This window comes from Microbispora sp. CA-135349 (assembly GCF_050947365.1).
Classification (GTDB): Bacteria; Actinomycetota; Actinomycetes; order Streptosporangiales; family Streptosporangiaceae; genus Microbispora.
In genome coordinates this window covers 262,742-282,140 of record NZ_CP192001.1, presented here as the reverse complement: position 1 = coordinate 282,140, position 19,399 = coordinate 262,742, and the positions used below count along the sequence as shown (strand labels likewise).

Sequence of the window (19,399 nt, the reverse complement as noted above, 5' to 3'; positions counted from 1 at the left end):
GAATACGGGCAACCGCCTACTTCCCCGCCACGCTACTTTAGGTCACATGCGTGCGATCGTGATTTCCGAACCCGGCGGACCTGAGGTTTTGGCTTGGGAGGAAGTGCCGGACCCGCATCCCGCCCCAGGTGAGGTGGTCATCGACGTCGCCGCCTCGGCCGTCAACCGGGCGGATCTGCTGCAGCGCCGCGGCTTCTATCCGCCCCCGCCCGGCGCCTCCGAGATCCCCGGACTCGAATGTTCGGGAATGATCATTGAAGTCGGCGGGAATGTCCCTCATCTCGCGCCCGGCGATAGGGTCTGCGCCCTCCTTGCCGGCGGCGGATACGCCGAACGGGTGGCGGTTCCCTGGCAGCAGGTGATGCCGGTGCCGGAGGGCATCCCCCTGGACGAGGCCGCCGGTCTCCCCGAGGTCGCCTGCACGGTGTGGTCGAACGTCTTCATGACGGCCCGCCTGAGGAAGGGCGAGACTTTGCTCGTCCACGGTGGCGCGAGCGGCATCGGCACCATGGCCATCCAGCTCGCCAAGGCGTACGGCTCGCGCGTGCTCGTGACGGCCGGGTCGGCGGACAAGCTCGCGCGCTGCCGCGAGCTGGGCGCGGACGAGGGCGTGAACTACCGCGAGGAGGACTTCGCGGAGCGGTTCGAGGGCCAGGCCGACGTCATCCTCGACATCGTCGGCGCGAAATACCTGCCCGGGAACCTCCGTGCCCTCGCCACCGGCGGCCGCCTGGTCGTCATCGGCATGCAGGGCGGCGCCAAGGGCGAGCTCGATCTCGGCACGCTCCTCGCCAAGCGGGCGGCGGTCCACGCGACCGGGCTGCGCAACCGTCCGGTGGACGACAAGGGCGTGATCTGCCGGGGCGTGGTGGACAACGTGTGGCCACTCGTCACGGCCGGGGCCGTACGGCCCGTGGTGCACGATCGGATCCCCCTCGACCAGGCCGCCCAAGCCCACCGCATGCTCGAAGAAGGGCAACACGTGGGCAAACTCCTGCTGGTGAGGTGAGCTAGGTTGATGGGGTGAGCACGGTGTGCCCCGGCGAATCAGGAGATGTAAGCGATCGATGAACGCAGACGAGAGCACGCCGCAGATCGTGGTCGTGGGGCCGCAGGGCCTCTCGGTCTCCGGCGGCAACGGTAATGGCGAGCACGAGGAGCGGTCCGTCGCCGACCTGGTGGAGCAGCCCGCCAAGGTGATGCGGATCGGCAGCATGATCCGCCAGTTGTTGGAGGAGGTGCGGGCGGCTCCCCTCGACGAGGCCAGCCGCAAGCGGCTCAAGGACATCCACCAGAGCTCGATCAAGGAGCTGGAAGAGGGTCTCGCCCCCGAACTGGTGCAGGAGCTTGAACGGTTGTCCCTGCCGTTCAGCGACGAGACCGGCACCGCGCCCAGCGACGCGGAGCTGAGGGTCGCGCACGCCCAGCTCGTCGGCTGGTTGGAGGGCCTGTTCCACGGCATCCAGACCACGCTGTTCGCCCAGCAGATGGCCGCCCGCGCCCAACTCGAGCAGATGCGCCGCGCACTCCCCGGCGGCATGAACCCGGGCACGCAGGACGACCAGGGCCACCGCGCCGGCGGACCCTACCTGTAACGCTGGGCTCTGCCTTTACCTCAGAACAGGTTCTCCAGCACCACCGCCACACCGTCGTCGTTGTTGGCCGCCGTCACATGGTTGACGGCGGCCAGCACGTCGGGATGGGCGTTCGCCACGGCGTACGACGTGCCGGCCCAGGTCAGCATCGGCAGGTCGTTCGGCATGTCGCCGAAGGCGACCACCTCCGCGGGCTTGATCCCGCGCTCGTCGGCCAGTGCGGCGAGGGCCGTGGCCTTCGTCACACCGTGCGCGCTCATCTCGATCAGCGCCCGCCCGCTCGAGTGGGTCGGGGTCACGATGTCGCCGACGATCTCCAGCACTCCCCGGTGCAGCTCGTCGGGGTCCATCGAGACGTGCTGCGCGAGCAGTTTGGCGCACGGCCGCGACGTCAGCGCCGAGATCGCCACTTCCTGTCCGTAGGACAGCTCGCGCGAATCCCAGCCGCCCAGCGCGTAGTCGGACTCGTGCGCGAAGCCCCCCTCGTACTCGACCGAGAACGTCAGGCCGGGCACCTGCCGTCGCAGGCGGGCGACGCACTCCTGGAGGACGTCGGAGGCGATCAGATGCGCCTCGACGATCTCCTCGGTGTGCAGGTCGTACACGAGCGCGCCGTTCGCGCAGATCGCCAGCCCACGGTGCCGTACGGCTCCCGCCACGGTGTGCATCCACCTGGGCGGGCGGCCGGTGACGAAGACGAGCGTGCCGCCGGCCTCCTCCACCCGGGCGAAGGCGGCGGCGGTGCGTGGAGAGATCGTTCCGTCGGTGCGCAGAGCGGTGCCGTCGAGATCCGTGGCGACAAGGCGGGGGCAGGTCATGACAGGTTCCAGTGTGCACCGACATACGCCCGGGGGCGCCCCCGGCCGCCCTCGGCACGAGAAATCTCCCCCGGACGTGGAACACCAACGGGCTACATAGTGTTAGATGTGAAGGCGTTGTATTAGCTGTTCCCGTAGCGAAAACCAGTTTGACTGTATGAGCCACCCGGGGAGCTGTGCGACACACCCGGGGTCCACGAGGTGTGGTCCCCAAGATTCACTTCCTTAGGGAGAGCAGTAATGGCTCAGGGAACCGTCAAGTGGTTCAACGCTGAGAAGGGCTTCGGCTTCATCGCACCGGACGGCGGCGAGCCCGACGTGTTCGTGCACTTCTCCGCGATCACGGGCAGCGGCTACCGCAACCTGGAGGACGGCCAGCGGGTCGAGTTCGAGGTCATCGCCGGTCCGAAGGGTCCGCAGGCGTCGAACGTCCGTGGCCTCTGACCTGACGACTTGAGAGAAGCGGGGCTCGCCGTGGCGAGCCCCGCTTTTCGCATTTCAGGGGCCGCCCGGGCCCGGGGGTGCACGCCCTCGGCCACCCCGCCAAGCCCGTCGGCGGTGCCGCGAGGCCTGGCGGGAAGAACGCAGCACCAAGACCCCGCCGAGGCCGAGCCAGCCGGTGGCTCTGCGCGGGATTGAGGGCCGCCTGGGGCTTCTGAGGCCGTGTGCGGGGCCTTGGGCCGAGCTAGAGGGCCGGTCTGAGGCTCTGAGTGGCTCTGAGCCCGGTTTGAGGGCCGCATCCGGGGCTGCTGCGGCACGTGCTGCAGGCGGCAGCGGGGCCGTGGGCATGGCGTGAGGGTGAGCATGGCGTGAGGGTGAACTTGCCGCCGCCCAAGCCGCACACGTGGAGCGCGACGTACCGGACGGCCTTCGCGCATGAAAGTTTCACGATGAAGGCCTTCTCCGCGCCCCAACCTCGCCGAAACAGAGAGATTTACATCACATCTGACATCCCCTGCCACCAACGCGCATATCGCATCCTTTGCGGCCTCTGAGGCTTTCGACCCCCCGGCCCCCCATGGGGCGTTCCCCGCGTATTCGGCCGGCTCGCGCGGCAGGGCCGGGATTCGCCGGCCACGACCCCGGACATTCGGGCCGTCAGGGTGAAACACGAAGACCTCCGGACGTGGCAGGCGGCACCACGCCGGAGGTCCTCATTCAGAGCGGGTCGATCGACTCCCTAACGGGACAGCGGCTCCAGCACGTCGAGCCCCACGTACGGCCGCAGCGCCTTGGGAACGACCACAGAGCCGTCGGCCTGCTGGTGGTTCTCCAGGATCGCCACGATCCAGCGGGTGGTGGCGAGCGTGCCGTTGAGAGTGGCCACGTGCTGCGGCTTGCCGTCCTCGTCCCGATAGCGCACCTTCAGGCGGCGGGCCTGGAAGTCGGTGCAGTTGGAGGTCGAGGTGAGCTCACGGTAGCGGCCCTGCGTGGGCACCCAGCCCTCGCAGTCGTACTTCCGCGACGCGGACGAGCCGAGGTCGCCACCCGCCACGTCGATCACCCGGAAGGGGATCTCGACCTTCTCCAGCATCTCCTTCTCCCACGCGAGGAGCCGCAGGTGCTCCTCGTGCGCGTCCTCGGGACGGCAGTAGGAGAACATCTCCACCTTGTCGAACTGGTGGACGCGGATGATGCCGCGGGTGTCCTTGCCGTACGACCCGGCCTCGCGGCGGAAGCAGGACGACCAGCCGGCGTACCGCATCGGCAGCGACGCCCGGTCGAGGATCTCGTCGGAGTGGTAGGCCGCCATCGGCACCTCGCTGGTGCCGACCAGGTAGAGGTCGTCGGCCTCCAGCCGGTAGACCTCGCTCGCGTGGGCGCCGAGGAAGCCGGTGCCGGCCATGGCCTCGGGCTTGACCAGCACGGGCGTGATCATCGGCGTGAAGCCGGCCTCGACGGCCTGCTGCATCGCCATGTTGAGCAGCCCGAGCTGGAGCCGCGCGCCGACGCCCTTGAGGAAGAAGAAGCGGGCGCCGGACACCTTGGCACCGCGCTCGGTGTCGATCGCGCCGAGCAGCTCGCCCAGCTCGACGTGGTCGCGTGGCTCGAAGTCGAAGACCGGCTTCTCGCCGATCTCCTCCAGCACCACGTAGTCGTCCTCGCCGCCGGCGGGCGCGCCCTGCTCGACGATGTTCGGCACGGTCATGAGCAGCTCGTCGAGCTCGCTCGCCAGCGCGGCGGCCTCGCTCTCGGCCGCCTTCACCTGCGCGGCCAGATCCTTCGCGCGATCGAGCAGCGCCTGGCGCTCGTCTCCGGACGCGCGGGACACCGACTTGCCGATGCTCTTCTGCTCGGCGCGCAGCGACTCGAAGTTGTTGAGCGCGGCACGGCGGCGCTCGTCGAGCGACAGCAGGGTCTCCACGACCGAGTCGTCCTCGCCGCGGACGCGCTGCGACGCCCGGAGCCGGTCAGGGTCCTCACGAAGGGTTCGCAGGTCAATCACGGCTCAAAGGCTACCGGAGCCGGTGCGGGTCCCGCCCGTTAAGCGAGACCGGCGCGGATCTTGGCGAGCCATTCTCCGGCCTCGGCGAAGTCCGCGTCCGCCGTACCCTCCCTGACCTGCGTCGCAACGCGGTCGGCGCGCGGATAGCTGCCGAGGAAACGCACGTCGTCGCAGAGCCGGCGGAGCCCCGTGACGGCCTCCCCGACCCGGGCGTCGGCGATGTGACCTTCCAGGTCGAAGTGGAAGAAGTAGCGGCCGATGCCGTCTCCGGTGGGTCGCGACTCGATGCGGGTCAGGTTGACCCCGCGCACCGCGAACTCGCTCAGCATCTCCAGCAGCGCGCCCGGGTGGTCGTCACGGAGGAAGGCCACGAGCGAGGTGCGGTCGGCGCCGGTGGGCTCGGGCAGCGGGCCGGGACGGTTCACCTTGATGAACCGGGTGACGGTGTCGGAGCGGTCTCCGATGTTCGAGGCGGCCTCGTCGAGCCCGTAGTACTCCCCGGCGATGGCCGGGCTGATCGCCGCGTCGTACGGCGACTCGGGAGAGGCGACCTCCTGCGCGGCGGCGGCCGTCGACGAGGCCGCGATCACCACGGCGCCGGGCATCTCGCGCTCGATGAACCCACGGCACTGGGTGTGCGCCGCCGGATGGGTGATGATCCGCTTGATCTGGGCCAGCTCGGTGCCGGAGCGCACCAGCAGGGAGAACTCGACCGGAAGCAGCCACTCACCGGTGATGTGGAGCGGCTTCCCCCCGGCCAGCTCGTCGAGGGTCTGGGTGATCGCCCCCTCCACCGAGTTTTCCAGCGGGACCACCGCGCCGTCCGCCTCGCCGTCGCGGGCGGCGTCGAGCGCGGCTCCGACATTGGCGCAGGGCAGACGCTCGGCATTCGGCTCCAGAAGTCGTAGAGCCGCTTCACAGAAGGTGCCCTGGGGCCCTAGATACGCGAGCTTCGACATGTCATCCAGGGTATCCGCCGCCAGGTGTCGCGGTCGCGCGACGACACTCCTGTGGAAAACGTCCTCGTCAGCCCCGCCCTGTGGACGACTCCCGCCCTCCGCCGTCCCACCTCAGCGGAGGACGCGATGCGGCTCGACCTCAGGACCCATGCCGAGTCTGGCCGCCCGTACGGCCTGGTCCTCCTCCGGCGACAGCGGCTGCACTCCCTTCCCTCCGCGTACGGCGCGGGCGTACGTGCGGGTCTCGGTGCGCCCGTTGATCGACGTCAGCACGACGCCGTCACCGAAGCCGTTGATGAGCGCGAGTGAGAACGACAGCCTGCCGGTCATCTCGTCGAGCGCGTCGTACCGGTACAACGCCACGTCGCGAATCGCCCTGGCGTCCACCCGCCCCTCGACGGCCGCCCGCCGGGCGAGGACGTCCAGGCATCGCCACACGGAGCGGCGGGCGGCCCGCAGTGCGATCAGGCCGATGACCATGCCGGTCGCACCCGCCACGACCCCGGCCAACCCCACAACGGTAACCAGCACGGCACCGAGCGTAATGAATTGGTCAAGTCGCCGCAGCGGGAACGGCGACAGCGGCCCTCCGCCGCGGCAACCAGGACCCGAGGAGCCACACCAGGCCGATCGCGCCGAGCCCGAACGCGTTCTGCACGACTTTCCCCACGACCGGGCTGAGCACGGGGATCTCCAGCGCCTTGAGCGCCACCCCCCACCACGGGACGGGCAGCACGTAGTAGAGCCACACGCCCGCCGCGACCAGCAGCCGGACCGGGTCGCGCCCGGACCCCGCGAGAGCCGCGAGCACGACCACGACCCAGGCGATGTGGTGGATCCAGGCCACCGGCGACAGCAGCACCGCCATCAGCCCGGTGAGCGCCACCGCGGTCGTCGTGTCACCGTCCAGGTACGCCCGCCGGGCGCGGCGGAAGCCGTACCAGCCGATCACGGCGACGGCGGCGAGCCAGAGCACCGTGGTCAGCCAGCCGGGCAGGTAGAGCCTGAGCAGCATGCCGCGCAACGACTGGTTGGTGGTGGCGGCGTTCGCGCCCAGGCGCTCGGAGTCGAGCAGCGCCCCGAACCAGAAGTCCCGGGCGTCGTCGAAGATCACCAGGAACGGCAGCAGCGTGAGCAGGGCCGCCGTGAACACCGCCATGAACAAGGCCCTGCGCTGTCCCTCATCCCCCTTCCGGGCGGGAAAGGCGGTGATCGCCAGGTAGACGAGGAACACGCCGGGGGTGAGCTTCACCGCCGTGGCGAGGCCGATCAGCATGCCGCGCGGCCACCACGGTCTGCGCGCCACGCAGTCGAGCAGGCACAACGCCAGGAGGAACAGGTCCACCTGGCCGAACCTGAACTGGTCCCTGACCGGCATCAGATACGTGCACGCGACGCACAGCACGGCGAACAGCAACGGCGCGGCCAGTGCGCCGCGCACGCCGTCCAGGAAGGCGCGGAAGGCGTGCCGGACGGTCACGGCGAGGACGGCGACGAGGGCCGCGGTCCACACCCACTGCGCGACCGGCCACGACATCATGGCGAGCGGCACCGCCAGCATCGCGGCCACCGGCGGATACGTGAACGGCAGCAGCTGGGGAGCCGGCGTGATCACGTCGTAGACGGGCAGCCCCCGCAGCAGCGCCCAGCCGCCCGTACGGTAGACGTCCAGGTCCACCAGACGCTGGTCCTCCGGATTGGTCAGCCAGAAGGCGATCAGCGGCGCCGCCGCGGCGGCCACCGCCACCAGGGCGAGCGCCCATGCCCAGGCAGGCCGGCGGCCCCCGGCGATCCGGCCAGTCGTCATGACCAGGCAGGCTACCGTGGACCGTGTCCGCACCGTTATCGATCATGAGGGAGCGCGGGACAGTGCCACCTGGATCAGCCCCGGCTCCGGCGGGCCCAGCGATCCGGGCCTCCGGCCGACCGGATGACTCGGCGTGGCCCTCGAACACGGCCCGGGCCATCACGGTCCGGCGGCGCCGTCCACCGGCCACGCCAGGCCGCACCGGCACCCGGCGTGGCCCGCTGGCGGGGTTCATCGCGTCGATCCTGATGCTCGTCGTGGCGGTCTTCGTCCTGCCCGCCTCTCCCGCGTCGGCGTCGCGTCAGCCCGCAGCGGTGACGGGCCGGGTCGTGATGATCGGGGTGCCCGGCCTCCGCTGGGACGATCTGGATCCCCGGCGGACCCCCGCCCTGTGGGGGCTGGCCACCCGCGGCTCCAGCGCGTCGCTGTCCACGAGGGCCGTCCCTCCCGAAGGGTCGCCCGTGACCTGCCCGGCCGCCGGATGGCTCACGGTCTCGGCCGGTCAGCGGGCGGGTGCGCCCGGCCCGGGCTGCACGCCCCTCCCCGGGCCCGTCACCGGCGCCGGCGGCACGGCCGCGATCCAGAACTGGTCCGAGCTGGTCGCCGTGCAGCAGGCCGGCCCGTTCAAGGCCCGGCTCGGGCTCCTCGCCGACGCCGTGACCGCCGCCGGAGGCCGCATCGCGGCCATCGGCCCGGGAGCCGCCCTGGCCGCCGCCGATTCCTCCGGCAGGGTCGCGACGTACGCCGCGACGCCCGCCGCGCTGCCCGACCTCACGCCGTACGCCCTCGTCGTCGCCGAGGCGGGGGAGATCACCGGGATCGAGACCGACGGGCAGGGGCGGCGGGCGGCGGTGAGCGCGGCCGACCGGACCGTCGCGGAGGTGCTCGCCAAGGTGCCCGCCGGTGCGGCCGTGCTCGTGGCGGGGCTGTCCGACTCCCCCGGCCGCGGCGAGGGCTTTATCGCCCACCTGCACGTCGCGATCGCCGCGGGCGGGCCGTATGGGCACGGGTGGCTGACCGCCACCTCGACCCGGCAGCGGGCGCTGGTCACGATCACCGACGTCACGGCGACGGTCACGCACCTGCTCGGCGTTCCCACCCCCGAGGGCGCGGTCGGCAGGGCGTGGTCGGGCGGCGGCGCGGCCCCGCCCGTGACCGAGGCGGCTCGCGGGCTGGCCGACGCCGATCTCGCGAGCCAGGTGCTCAGGGAGGTCAGGGAGCCGTTCTTCATCACGCTGGTCGTCGCGCAACTGCTCTTCTACGGCCTGGCCGCGGTCGTGGTCAGGCGCCACCGGCGCATGCTGACGACCACTCGCGTCGTGGCGACGGTCAGCGGCGCGCTCCCGATATCGATCTTCCTGGCGCAGCTCGTGCCGTGGTGGAGCTTCGCGCACCCGATGCCCGCCCTGCTCGGCACGATCCTGGCCTTCGCTCTTCTGGTGGCGGGGCTCGCGTACGCCGGGCCGTGGCGCCGCCACGTGCTGGGGCCGCCCGCCGTGGTCGCCGGGATCAGCTCGCTCGCGCTCCTCGCCGACGTGGTGACGGGCTCGCGGCTGCAGGTCAACGCGGTGGCCGGGTATGAGCCGGTGACCGGCGGCCGCTTCTATGGCTTCGGCAACATGGCCTTCGCCGTCTACTCGACCGGCACGATCCTGCTCCTGGCGGCCGTCGCCCACGCGCTGCGCCGCCGGCCGCGGCTCGCCGTGGCCGTCTGCGTCGCGTACGGCCTGCTCGCGATCGCCGGGGACGGCTGGCCGACGTGGGGCGCGGACTTCGGCGGGGTGCCGTCGTTCGTCCTCGGCGTGGCGGTGTGCGTGCTGATGGTCGCGGGCAAACGGATCTCGGTCGTCCGGCTGGGGCTGATCGCCCTGGCGGGCGGCGTGCTCATCTCGCTGATCGCGGTGGCCGACTGGCTGCGTCCCGCCGATCGGCGCACGCATCTCGGCGCGTTCGTCGGGCAACTGATCGGCGGCGAGGGCGGCTCGGTCGTGGGACGCAAGCTCGGGGCGATGCTCCACACGCTGGGCAACCTGCCGCTGACGCTGCTGTCGCTGGTCGCGCTGGCGTTCCTGTTCCTCGTGCTGGCCCGGCCGTCGCGGTGGGGCGCGCCCGCGCTGAGCCTTGCGTACGAGCGGGCGCCGGAGCTGAGGGCAGGACTGTTCGGCGCGCTGACCGCGGCGTTCGCCGGGTTCCTGATCAACGACTCGGGGATCGCGATCCCGGCGATGGCCCTGACGGTCGCGGTGCCGCTGACGCTCGCGGCGTCCGTACGCGCGCTGCAGACCGGGCCGCCCACCACAGCAGCGCGATCGTCAGCGCCAGCAGAAGCGACGGCGCCACCCACCCCCTGACCACGTCGACAAGCCACCCCAGGTCGTCCGGCTGATCCGCCTTACGTGCGGGCAGGTAGGCGAGCGCGAGCACGGCGAGCCGGGCGACCAGGAACGCCTCCAGGCCCGGCCAGGCGACCAGGGCCAGCAGCGCGAACCCCAGCCCGTCATACCAGGGCAGCGCGTACGGTGTGGCGAACAGCCAGGCCACGGCGACGGCCAGGGCGACCGCCGGCCCCTCGGGCCCGGCGGCGGGCCGGCCGCGCAGCAGGAGCGCGGCGAGCACGGCCAGCAGGAGCAGCGACCCGGCCTGGATCCACGCGTGGTAGGCCCCGGACCCGAACACCGCCTGCAGTGCTTTCTTCACGAGCGCCCACGGCGTGGCGAGCGAGACCGACTTGCTGGCGTTGAGCAACTGGTCGAGCGAGTGCGGCCCGGCCAGCAGATATGCCACGAGCACGGTCAGCGCCGCCGACCCGGCCACCAGGGCGAGGCGTCCGGGACTCCTGCGCAGTTCCCACGCCGTGCCCAGCGCCACCAGGCCCACGGTGGCCTTGACCGCGACGCCCAAGCCGAGCGGCACGCCTCGCCGGGCCACCAGCCCGGCCACCACGAAGGCGATCGCCACGGTGTCGAGGTGCATCCCGGCCACGAGCTCGTAGACGATCAGCGGGTTGGCCGTCCACAGCAGGGCCGCGCGGCGCTGCCGTACGGGATCGCCGGCCGTGGCACGGTGCAGCAGCAGGCCGGTGGCGACGAAGGCGGCGGCGTTGACCAGGGCCATCACGAAGACCGTCAGGCGGACCGACTCGCCCCCGGCGTGACTCGCCAGCGCCTGCACGGCCGTCGCGACCGGGCCGTACACGCTGGGGGTGTCACGCCACTCCTCCACGCTGCCGACGACGGGATCGGCGGGCAGGTCGGCGGGCACGGTCGCGTACGGGTCGTAGCCGAGGGCCGCCAGCCGGCCGTACGCCGCGTAGTTGAGGTGGTCGGCCGACCCGGAGGGCGGCAGGAACGCGAGGACCCCGGCGGCGGCGCACCCGGCGACGACCAGCGTGCGCGCCCGCGGCATCCGGTCGGCGTACGCGAGGCCGGCGGCCAGGCCGAGCGTGCCGAGGACGAGCGCCGCGGCGGCCATGGCGACGACGAGATGACCGTCGGGCGCGAGATCGAGCGAGTAGGGGGGCTGCCACGACCGCCCGGGCAGCCGGGGCACCATCGCCGACGGCCCGAGGGCGCCGATCGCGATCGTGAGAAGGATCGAAAGACCGCCGGCGGCCGGGGCCAGCCGGGCGGCGATCCGTGCGAGCCCCCGCGAATCCACCCGAGAATTCCACCACATGAGGCCGCCGCCACCGGCCGGGCCGGCGTGCCTGTCGGCACGGCCGGGCGGCGTGCCCGGCGGCACCGGCCGCGCGGAGGAAGAGCATCGCCGCGCCGGCACGGCCTCTGGGGTGGCGCGGGCCGGCGAGCGCGGGTCAGCGGCGCGGGTCAACGAGCCCCGGTCAACGGGCCCAGGTTGGCGAGCCCGGGTTGGCGAGCCCGGGTTGGCGAGCCCGGGCCGGCGAGCCCGGTCAGCGGCGTGGGGAGCGGAGGGCGGCTCGCGCCTGGTTCACGGCGGGCTCGCGGGCGGCCAGGGCCAGGCCGACGTCGCGGAGCTGCTTGGCCCTGTGCATCTGCGAGCGCCAGTCGGTGCCGGTCGCCCGGTGCGACATCTCGACCTCGACCTCGGTCACCCGGAAGCCCTTCCTGAGCAGGTCGACGGTCATGCCGGTCTCGACACCGAAACCGTGGGCGAGCGGCCGGGCCGCCTCGAACGCCGCCCGGGTGAGGCACCGCTGCCCGTTGAGCGGCTGGGTCGCCTCCCAGCCGGTGAGCCGCTTGATGCCGTCGCGGGCCAGCCGTACGACCATGCCGTGCCCGCCGAGCTTGACCCTGGTCGCGAACCTCGCGATGGTCATGTCGGCCTCACCCTCGCGGATCGGCGCGATCAGCGGAAGCGCCGCCGCCGCCGTTTCGCCCAGGTCGGCGTCGAGGAACAGCAGATGCCGGGGACGGTCCTCGTCGAGGAGGCGTACGGCCTCGGCCCCGCTCTCCATCGCCGCAGCCTTGCCCCGGTTTCGGCTGTGCCGTACGACCCGGGCGCCCGCCGCCCTGGCCACCCGGCCGGTCTCGTCGGACGAGCCGTCGTCGACCACGACCACGAGATCCACGCCGGGCAGCTTCAGAGCGGCGGTCACGGTGGCGCCGATCCGGTCAGACTCGTCCTTCGCCGGGATCACCACCGCGGTGTCCGGCTCCGGCACTGCCATCTCCCCCATTCGCCTAGCCCTGATGCTCGGCCGTGAGCAGGTCGGCGGGCACCGTGTCGTGCACGGTGAACACCGAGTCCAGTCCTGTGACCTGCAGAATCTTTCGTACCGCCGGTCTCGGCGCGGCCACCTCCAGCGTGCCGCCACGCTCGCGCAGGCGCTTGAGCGCCGACAGCAGCACGTTCATGCCCGTGGAGTCGCAGAACTCCACTCCGGACATGTCGATGACCACGCGGTCCGGCCCGGTCTCCAGCAGACGGGTGAACTCCGCCTGCAGCCGGGGCGCCGTATATAGGTCGATTTCGCCGAAGACGGCCATGACGGCCTGACCGGCGTGGGATTGCGTCGCGACTTTGAGCTCCACGAGGCGCACACTAGCGTCGTCCCGGCCCCGGGTCACGCTCCATCGGATTCGTCGAAGAGTCGTCCGCCCTTTGTCCCCGATTCCGGCCCCATGTAAACGCCGAGTGCGCGAAGCTTGACGCTACGCGACACCGGCGTCGCCGGATGGAGGGCCCGGAACCTCCGCGTCTTGGTCGTCACTTCGCGAAGGAGGGCGGGCGCCGAGCACAGCGGGCCCGAGAGCAGATGAACAGTGAAATACCCGAGGATCCCCAGCGTCGAGTGCTGCGTGAGCATCTGGAGACCATCCAGGTCCGCACCGAGAAGGCCTCGTCGTGGCGCGACGCGGCCGAGCCGCTGCGCGGCCTGGTCAACCGCGAAGGGTACGTCCCGGTCAGCGCCCGGCTGGCGGCCGAGGACCTCGACTTCCTCGCCGAGGCGCGGGAGGAGCTGCTGAGCTTCTCCGAGCTCGGCATCCGGCTGCTCGACCTGCACCAGCCCAGGGACGCGGGCGGCATCTCGAGCGACTTCGCCAACCCCATCCTGCGGTGCCGCAGCTGCATGTGGCGCTGGCCGTGTCCCACGTTCCGCGCGATGGCGGAGGCGTTCACCCCGCGCCGGCGGGAGACCGCCCCGGACGTGCCCTCCTGGCGCGGCCAGCTGGAGCACCAGGGCGACGACACATGACCTACGTGCAGGCCGGCACCCCGCCGGCCTGCGCTTTCGCGCGGGAGTCCACGGCTCCAAGCGCCATCAAAGTCATCGTTAAGTGTTCTCCATGGAGGCGCTCGTAACTTCCCCTGTGTGAGGGCCGGCGTGCGGAGACGGACGCCGGCCGAGACAGACGAGGACCGCCGGGCCGCGGCACGGCTCGCCGGGTTCCGGATGGGAAGAGCGTCATGAAACTGGTCTACAAGATCCTGGCCTCGCTGGTCGCGGCCGAGGTCGCCGTGCAGGCGATGATGGTCGTGCTCGGCGACGCCGGCCTGTTCAAGTACATCGAGCAGGGCGGTGTGATCGACAAGGCGGCCGCGGAGAGCGGGAACATCCAGTTCCCCGAGTTCTTCGCCTTCATGGTCCACGGCATGAACGGGATGATGGTCATCCCCGCGATCGCGCTGCTTCTGCTGATCTCCTCGTTCTTCGCGAAGATCCCCGGAGCGGTGAAGGGGGCCGCCCTCGTGGTCCTGCTCGTCGTGGTCCAGGTCTCCCTGGGCCTGCTCGGCCACGAGATCCCCGCCCTGGGCGCCCTGCACGGCCTGAACGCGCTGCTGCTGTTCAGCGCGGCCGTCCACGCCGCGCGCCGCGGCCGCAAGGCGGCGGACACGACGGCGAGCGCACCCGGCCAGCCGTACGCCCGTGCCGAAACCGTCGCCTGACGAACTCCCATGAACGCGACTCGCCGTCGCGGCGCCCGTCTCCGTCTCGTCCTGGCGGGCGCCGCGACCATCGCCCTGCTCGGCCCGGTGGCCTGGCTGTGGCAGGACAGTCTCATGCCCGGTGCGTACTCGGTCATGGACATGGGATACGCGGACCACGGCGGCGCCCTGACACACGTGGCCGGCACCTCCGCACACTCCGCACACTCCGCACACTCCGCACACTTCGGGCACGGCGGGCAGACGGCGCCGGCGCGCAGCCTGACGTCGTTGACCGCCGATCCGGAACGCACGCCCGACGTCGCGGTCACCCTGGTCGCCCGCAAGCAGCGGTTCCGGCTGCCCACCGGCCGCGAGGTGGACGGATACACGCTGAACGGCACCTCGCCCGGTCCGGTCATCCACGCGACCGTCGGACAGCTGGTGCAGGTCCGCCTGGTCAACGAGTCGGTGCCGGACGGCATCACGCTGCACTGGCACGGCGTCGACGTGCCCAACGCCGCGGACGGGGTCGCCGGCGTCACCCAGGACGCGGTCGGCATGGGCCGGTCCTTCACCTACCGCTTCGTCGCGGGTCAGGCGGGCACCTTCTGGTATCACTCCCATCAGGTGTCCCACGAGCAGGTGCGCCGCGGTCTGCTGGGCGCCCTGGTGGTGGCCCCGGCGGCGCGACCGCCCGCCGCCGTCGACGTCGTGGCGCTGCTGCACCTCTACGACGGAGCCCGCACCGTCAACGGGCGGGAGGGTGACGTCCGCGCCGAGGCGGCCCCCGGCGCACGGGTGCGCGTGCGCGTGATCAACACGGAGAACGGCCAGACGCCCGTATGGGTCGGCGGCGCCCCGTTCCGGCTCGCCGCCGTCGACGGCACCGAGCTGCACGAGCCCGCCGTCGTACGGGACACCGCCGTGCTGGTCACGGCCGGAGGGCGGGCCGACATCGAGGTGACCATGCCCGAGGACGGCTCACCGGTGCGGGTCCACGTCGGCGGCCCGACCGGCGTTGTGCTCGGTTCGCGGTCGTACGACGCGCCCGCCGCCCCCCGGCCCGCGACCACTCTTGACCTGCTCTCCTACGGCACGCCGGCGCCGCTGGGCTTCGACCCGGACCGGCCCGACCGGCGGTTCGACTACGAGATCGGGCGCCGCCCCGGCTTCCTCGACGGACGCCCCGGGATCTGGTGGACGGTCAACGGCCACATGTTCCCCGACGTGCCGATGTTCGTGGTCGCCGAGGGCGACGTGGTGCGGGTGCGCATCGTCAACGACAGCAGCGAGCCGCACCCGATGCACCTGCACGGCCACCACGCCGTGGTGCTGAGCAGGGGCGGCGTGCGGGCGACGGGCAGCCCGTGGTGGGTGGACTCCCTTGAGGTCGGCACCGGCGAGACGTACGAGATCGCCTTCGTCGCCGACAACCCCGGCGTCTGGATGGACCACTGCCACAACCTGCCGCACGCGACCGAGGGTCTCGTCGCCCATCTCATGTACGAGGGAGTCACCACGCCCTTCACCGTGGGCGGGACGGCGGGGAACGAGCCGGAATGACTTCGGGGGCGAGGGCGCGCGACGGCACGGCACCGAAAGCACGCCGTCGCCCCGCGATCTCGGTCTCGCGTGTTGGAACGCTCCGCCCTCGGCCGTGAACCTTTCATGACAGACGATGTCAACGACACTTCGACTCTCGTCCAGGCCGGAAGGAACGCCGCATTTCACTGCAATGGAACCCCTGACAACGCTTCTCACTGACCACCTCGCTAAGGCTCATCGGTTGATCTCCATCGCCTCGATGAGAACGTGAGGGCGGCTGCTCGAACGAGCGGCCGCGAAGGGAGGAGTGTCGATGGTTCGCACGTTCCAGTCCTGGGGTGACCGCCTGCTCGCCCGCCTGGTGCCCCGGACCGAGGCGTCGGCCGCAGTGCCGTGCTGGTGCCCCGGATACAGCCAGCCCGGCCCGAACTGCCCCTGCAACAACGGCGTACGGCAGGTCTGCTGCTACGGCGGCAACTACGGCTACTACTGCTACAGCCAGGCCTGCTGACATCCCGCCGAGCCCGGCCGGGGTCTCGGTGCGTGGGACGCGCGCGGGCGACGCCCGAGCGCGTCCCGGACCCAGCCGGTCCGCGCGTCCCGGACCGAACCGGCCCGCGTGTCCTGGACCCAGCCGGCCCGGCGATCCACCGCGTGGCGCACGGCGTCCCGGAGCCGGCGGCGCCCACCTGGTCCCTGCCGCCGGCACACCTTCCGGCGATCGATGCGCGGCGGAGTCGAAGCCGAAAGGGGATCCGTGACCTACCTGCTCCTCGCCTGCCGGATGACCGTCGGGCTGACGTTCCTGGTCTCACTCGCCTCGAAGCTGCGCGGGCGGGAGCCCTGGTCGCGGTTCGCCGACGCCACGGCGCGGCTGCTTCCCGGCCGTACGCGGGCCCTGCGAGCGGAGCGGCGCCACGGGCTCGCGGCCACGGTGGCCGTCGCAGTGGCCGCCGCGGAGGCGGCCGTCGTCGTGCTGACGGCCGTCCCGGCCACGGCGTCCGCCGGGTTCGCGGTGGCGCTGGCCGCGCTGGCGGCGTTCTCCTTCGTCATCCGCACCGCGATCCGCAGAGGTCTCGCGGTGCCCTGCCACTGTTTCGGCGGCCGGAGGCTGCCGGTCGGACCCGCCGACCTCGCGAGGAACGCCGTCCTCGGGTCGATCGCCCTCACCGGCCTGGCGCTGACGGTCCTCGTCCCCGCACGCGGGCCGGCCGAGCTCGCGGGAGCGGCGGTCGCCGCCCTGGCCGCGCTCCTGGTCACGGTCCTGGTCGTGCTGACGGGGGAGATCGCCGACCTGTTCGGGCTCACCCGGGAAAGCAGATAGCGATGGCTCACCCAGCCCAGGTGCGGCCGATCCTCCTTTCTGGCGTGGCCGTGGCGCTCTCCGGCCTGGCCGTGGTCGCCCGGCTGCGCCGGGCCGCCCATCTGGTCGTCCTGGGCGACGACCCCCGCTCCAGCCCGGACTCGCGCCGGCGCGGCTTCGTGCCCGCCGACCGGGTCCTGGGCGTGGTCCTGCGGTGGCTGCCGCCGGACCACAGCCGATGAAACCCACGGCCCAAGCAGGGAGACCTCATGCCGTTCCTCATCGCCTTCGTCACTGTCGTCGGCGTCCTGTGCGCCGTGGACCTCGTCCTCTCGGTGGGCGTCATCCGCAGGCTCCGCGAGCACTCGGAGGCGCTGGCGGCGTTGCGACGCGGGCCCGAGGTCATGGCCCCGGCGGGATCGGCCGTCGGCCCGTTCACCGCCGTGACCACGGACGGAGAGACGGTGTCCGACGACACCCTTCCCGGGACGCCCACGCTCGTGGGCGTCTTCTCCCCGGGCTGCCCGGCCTGCGCCGAGCGCATGCCGTCGTTCGTCGACGCGGCCGAGAACCGCGCGGGCGGGAGGTCGTCGGTCCTCGCCGTACTGGCCGGCCGCGAAGAGGACGTCGCGGCGGAACGGGCCGCGCTCGAACCCGTCGCCCGCGTAGTGATCGAAAGCTCCGGCGGTGGTCTCACGCGGGCGCTGTCGGTGTCCGGGTTCCCCGCTTTCGCACTGGTCGACGCCTCCCGCACGATTCTCGCGAGCGGCACCAGCATGGAGGGCCTGGGCGCGTGAGGGCCGTCCGGGCGGCCGTACGGCTGGCGTGGGAGGCGGGCAGGGCGCGGCTGGCGGTCTACGGCGCGCTGATCGCGGCCGCGGCGGTGATCCCGCCGGTGATCGCCTGGCTGACCAAGGCCGTGCTCGACCTGGTCTCCCACGGGACGGCGACCGCGGAGTCGCTCGCCGGGCTGGGCGCCGCGCTCGCCGCCTGCGGGACCGCGGTGGCCGTCGTGCCCCAGGCCACCCTGTATCTGCGGGAGGAGATCGGCAGGAGGATCGGCGTCGTCGCGCAGGACCGCCTGTTCGCCGCCACCGAGCGGTTCGTCGGGCTGTCCAGGTTCGAGGATCCCGCCTTCCTCGACACGCTCAGGCTCGCGCTGCAGTACGGCGGCGCCACGCCCGGCATGGTGGTCATGGCCGCTTTCGGGGTCGTCAGGTCGGTCGTGGCCGGTGTGGGCTTCCTCGGCGCTCTCGCCCTGATCAGCCCGTGGATGGCCGTCCTGGTGGCAGCCACCGCCGTGCCGGGCCTGGCGGCCGAGGTCTGGCTGTCCCGGCGCCGCGCCGCGATGCTGATCGGCATAGGCCCGAACGAACGCAGGGAGTTCTTCTTCCAGGACCTCCTGCTGAGCGCCCAGGCCGCCAAGGAGATCAGACTGTTCGGCCTCGCGGGCCACCTTCGCGGCCTGATGCGCGAGCAGCGCGTGACCGCCAACGCCGAGCGCCGCCGCTCGGACCGCCGGGAGCTGGCCGTCCAGAGCGTCATGGCGGGCGCGAGCGCGCTGCTGGCGGGAGCGGGTCTGCTGTGGGCCCTGCTGGAGACCCTCGGCCAGGGCCGGACCGTGGGGGACGTCTCGCTGTTCGTCGCCGCCGTCGCCGGGGTCCAGGCCGCGATCAGCGGCCTGGTCGGGGAGATCGCGACGATGCACCAGCAGGCCCTGCTCTTCGGTCACTACCTGACGGTTCTGACGGCCGCGCCGGACCTCCCGGTGCGGCCCGCGCCGGTCACCGTGCCCGAGCCTCGGCGGGGGATCGAGTTCCGCGACGTCTGGTTCCGGTACTCCCCCGAGCACGAGTGGGTGCTGCGGGGCGTCTCGTTCACCATCCCGTACGGGCACTCGGTCGGCCTCGTCGGCCGAAACGGGGCGGGGAAGAGCACCGTCGTCAAGCTGCTGTGCCGCATGTACGACCCGGAGCGGGGCGCGATCCTCTGGGACGGCGTCGACCTCAGAAACCTCGATCCCGCCGATCTGCGGCGGCGGATCGGCTCGGTGTTCCAGGACTACATGACCTACGACATGAGCGCGGCGGACAACATCGGCCTCGGCGACCTCGACGCGCTGAAAGATCGGGAGCGGATCGCCGAGGCCGCCGGCCTCGCGGGTGCCGACGGTTTCGTCGGCGCGCTGCCACGGGGCTACGACACGCTTCTGTCGCGGATCTTCCTCGACGGCGGCGAGGCCGGGGTCCATCTGTCCGGCGGCCAGTGGCAGCGTCTCGCGCTGGCGCGCGCCTACCTCAGGGGCGGCCGCGACCTGCTGATCCTGGACGAGCCCAGCTCGGGTCTGGACGCCGAGGCCGAGCACGAGATCCACAGCGGGCTACGGCGGCACCGGGCAGGGCGGACGAATCTGCTCATCTCACACCGTCTCGGGTCGATCCGGGAAGCCGACCTGATCGTGGTGCTGGACGAGGGCCGGGTGGCCGAGCGCGGCTCGCACGCCGAACTGCTGCGCCTCGGCGGCCTGTACGCGAGCCTGTTCGCGTTGCAGGCGGAGGGCTACCAGGTCGGCTGACGC

At 72.1% G+C, this 19,399-nt stretch carries 19 protein-coding genes; 11 read left to right on the top strand and 8 right to left on the bottom strand.

Annotated elements, in window-relative coordinates; all coding sequences use genetic code 11:
* The first annotated feature begins 46 nt into the window (after positions 1 to 46).
* The gene (locus tag ACQPZZ_RS01360) at positions 47 to 1,009 is read left to right on the top strand and encodes an NAD(P)H-quinone oxidoreductase (protein ID WP_432928158.1); all 963 of its coding nucleotides are present in this window, start codon (positions 47 to 49) and stop codon (positions 1,007 to 1,009) included.
* A 58-nt stretch (positions 1,010 to 1,067) separates the two neighbouring features.
* The gene (locus ACQPZZ_RS01355) at positions 1,068 to 1,595 is read left to right on the top strand and encodes a bacterial proteasome activator family protein (RefSeq protein ID WP_363635448.1); all 528 of its coding nucleotides are present in this window, start codon (positions 1,068 to 1,070) and stop codon (positions 1,593 to 1,595) included.
* Positions 1,596 to 1,615: 20 nt separating this feature from the next.
* Here the strand turns inward: ACQPZZ_RS01355 and ACQPZZ_RS01350 are convergent, their stop codons facing one another.
* Positions 1,616 to 2,413, bottom strand: a complete 798-nt coding sequence (locus ACQPZZ_RS01350; RefSeq protein WP_432928155.1) for an HAD family hydrolase — start codon at positions 2,411 to 2,413, stop codon at positions 1,616 to 1,618.
* Between the two features lie 240 nt (positions 2,414 to 2,653).
* On the opposite strand from ACQPZZ_RS01350, the gene ACQPZZ_RS01345 reads away from it, so the two are divergent.
* Positions 2,654 to 2,857 (top strand): cold-shock protein, encoded by a 204-nt coding sequence (locus ACQPZZ_RS01345; protein WP_041952879.1) that lies wholly within the window; start codon positions 2,654 to 2,656, stop codon positions 2,855 to 2,857.
* A gap of 736 nt (positions 2,858 to 3,593) precedes the next feature.
* Here the strand turns inward: ACQPZZ_RS01345 and serS are convergent.
* The 7 genes from serS to ACQPZZ_RS01310 form a co-directional block, all read right to left on the bottom strand.
* Positions 3,594 to 4,859: a serine--tRNA ligase gene (gene serS / locus ACQPZZ_RS01340; protein WP_363635452.1), complete on the bottom strand. Its 1,266-nt coding sequence runs from the start codon at positions 4,857 to 4,859 to the stop codon at positions 3,594 to 3,596.
* A 38-nt stretch (positions 4,860 to 4,897) separates the two neighbouring features.
* Positions 4,898 to 5,818 carry a prephenate dehydratase gene (gene pheA, locus ACQPZZ_RS01335; RefSeq protein ID WP_363635454.1) on the bottom strand — a complete coding sequence of 307 codons (921 nt, stop codon included), beginning with the start codon at positions 5,816 to 5,818 and terminating at the stop codon, positions 4,898 to 4,900.
* A gap of 111 nt (positions 5,819 to 5,929) precedes the next feature.
* Positions 5,930 to 6,349, bottom strand: a complete 420-nt coding sequence (locus tag ACQPZZ_RS01330; RefSeq protein ID WP_432928152.1) for a DUF4446 family protein — start codon at positions 6,347 to 6,349, stop codon at positions 5,930 to 5,932.
* A 22-nt stretch (positions 6,350 to 6,371) separates the two neighbouring features.
* A complete protein-coding gene (locus tag ACQPZZ_RS01325) occupies positions 6,372 to 7,625 on the bottom strand; it encodes a glycosyltransferase 87 family protein (protein WP_432928150.1) in 1,254 nt (417 codons plus the stop codon).
* Between the two features lie 2,196 nt (positions 7,626 to 9,821).
* Positions 9,822 to 11,282, bottom strand: coding sequence for a polyprenol phosphomannose-dependent alpha 1,6 mannosyltransferase MptB (gene mptB / locus ACQPZZ_RS01320; protein ID WP_432928148.1), 1,461 nt, complete (start codon positions 11,280 to 11,282; stop codon positions 9,822 to 9,824).
* 250 nt (positions 11,283 to 11,532) lie between these two features.
* The gene (locus ACQPZZ_RS01315) at positions 11,533 to 12,270 is read right to left on the bottom strand and encodes a glycosyltransferase family 2 protein (protein ID WP_432928146.1); all 738 of its coding nucleotides are present in this window, start codon (positions 12,268 to 12,270) and stop codon (positions 11,533 to 11,535) included.
* Positions 12,271 to 12,283: 13 nt separating this feature from the next.
* On the bottom strand, positions 12,284 to 12,634 hold the full coding sequence (locus ACQPZZ_RS01310) for an STAS domain-containing protein (protein WP_030511009.1): 351 nt from the start codon (positions 12,632 to 12,634) through the stop codon (positions 12,284 to 12,286).
* 260 nt (positions 12,635 to 12,894) lie between these two features.
* Here ACQPZZ_RS01310 and ACQPZZ_RS01305 point away from each other — a divergent pair, with 260 nt between their 5' ends.
* The 8 genes from ACQPZZ_RS01305 (at position 12,895) to ACQPZZ_RS01270 (ending at position 19,396) form a co-directional block, all read left to right on the top strand.
* Complete coding sequence (locus ACQPZZ_RS01305; RefSeq protein ID WP_363635465.1) at positions 12,895 to 13,299, top strand: hypothetical protein; 405 nt, start codon at positions 12,895 to 12,897, stop codon at positions 13,297 to 13,299.
* A gap of 212 nt (positions 13,300 to 13,511) precedes the next feature.
* On the top strand, positions 13,512 to 13,991 hold the full coding sequence (locus tag ACQPZZ_RS01300; RefSeq protein ID WP_432928144.1) for a hypothetical protein: 480 nt from the start codon (positions 13,512 to 13,514) through the stop codon (positions 13,989 to 13,991).
* A gap of 9 nt (positions 13,992 to 14,000) precedes the next feature.
* Positions 14,001 to 15,536, top strand: coding sequence for a multicopper oxidase family protein (locus ACQPZZ_RS01295; protein WP_432928142.1), 1,536 nt, complete (start codon positions 14,001 to 14,003; stop codon positions 15,534 to 15,536).
* A gap of 295 nt (positions 15,537 to 15,831) precedes the next feature.
* A complete protein-coding gene (locus ACQPZZ_RS01290) occupies positions 15,832 to 16,029 on the top strand; it encodes a hypothetical protein (protein WP_432928140.1) in 198 nt (65 codons plus the stop codon).
* Positions 16,030 to 16,275: 246 nt separating this feature from the next.
* On the top strand, positions 16,276 to 16,842 hold the full coding sequence (locus ACQPZZ_RS01285) for a MauE/DoxX family redox-associated membrane protein (protein ID WP_432928139.1): 567 nt from the start codon (positions 16,276 to 16,278) through the stop codon (positions 16,840 to 16,842).
* A gap of 2 nt (positions 16,843 to 16,844) precedes the next feature.
* Positions 16,845 to 17,063, top strand: coding sequence for a S26 family signal peptidase (locus tag ACQPZZ_RS01280; RefSeq protein ID WP_432928137.1), 219 nt, complete (start codon positions 16,845 to 16,847; stop codon positions 17,061 to 17,063).
* Between the two features lie 27 nt (positions 17,064 to 17,090).
* The gene (locus tag ACQPZZ_RS01275; RefSeq protein WP_432928135.1) at positions 17,091 to 17,618 is read left to right on the top strand and encodes a TlpA family protein disulfide reductase; all 528 of its coding nucleotides are present in this window, start codon (positions 17,091 to 17,093) and stop codon (positions 17,616 to 17,618) included.
* Complete coding sequence (locus ACQPZZ_RS01270) at positions 17,615 to 19,396, top strand: ABC transporter ATP-binding protein (protein ID WP_432928133.1); 1,782 nt, start codon at positions 17,615 to 17,617, stop codon at positions 19,394 to 19,396. The genes ACQPZZ_RS01275 and ACQPZZ_RS01270 overlap by 4 nt, the downstream gene beginning before the upstream one ends.
* Positions 19,397 to 19,399 lie beyond the last annotated feature (3 nt).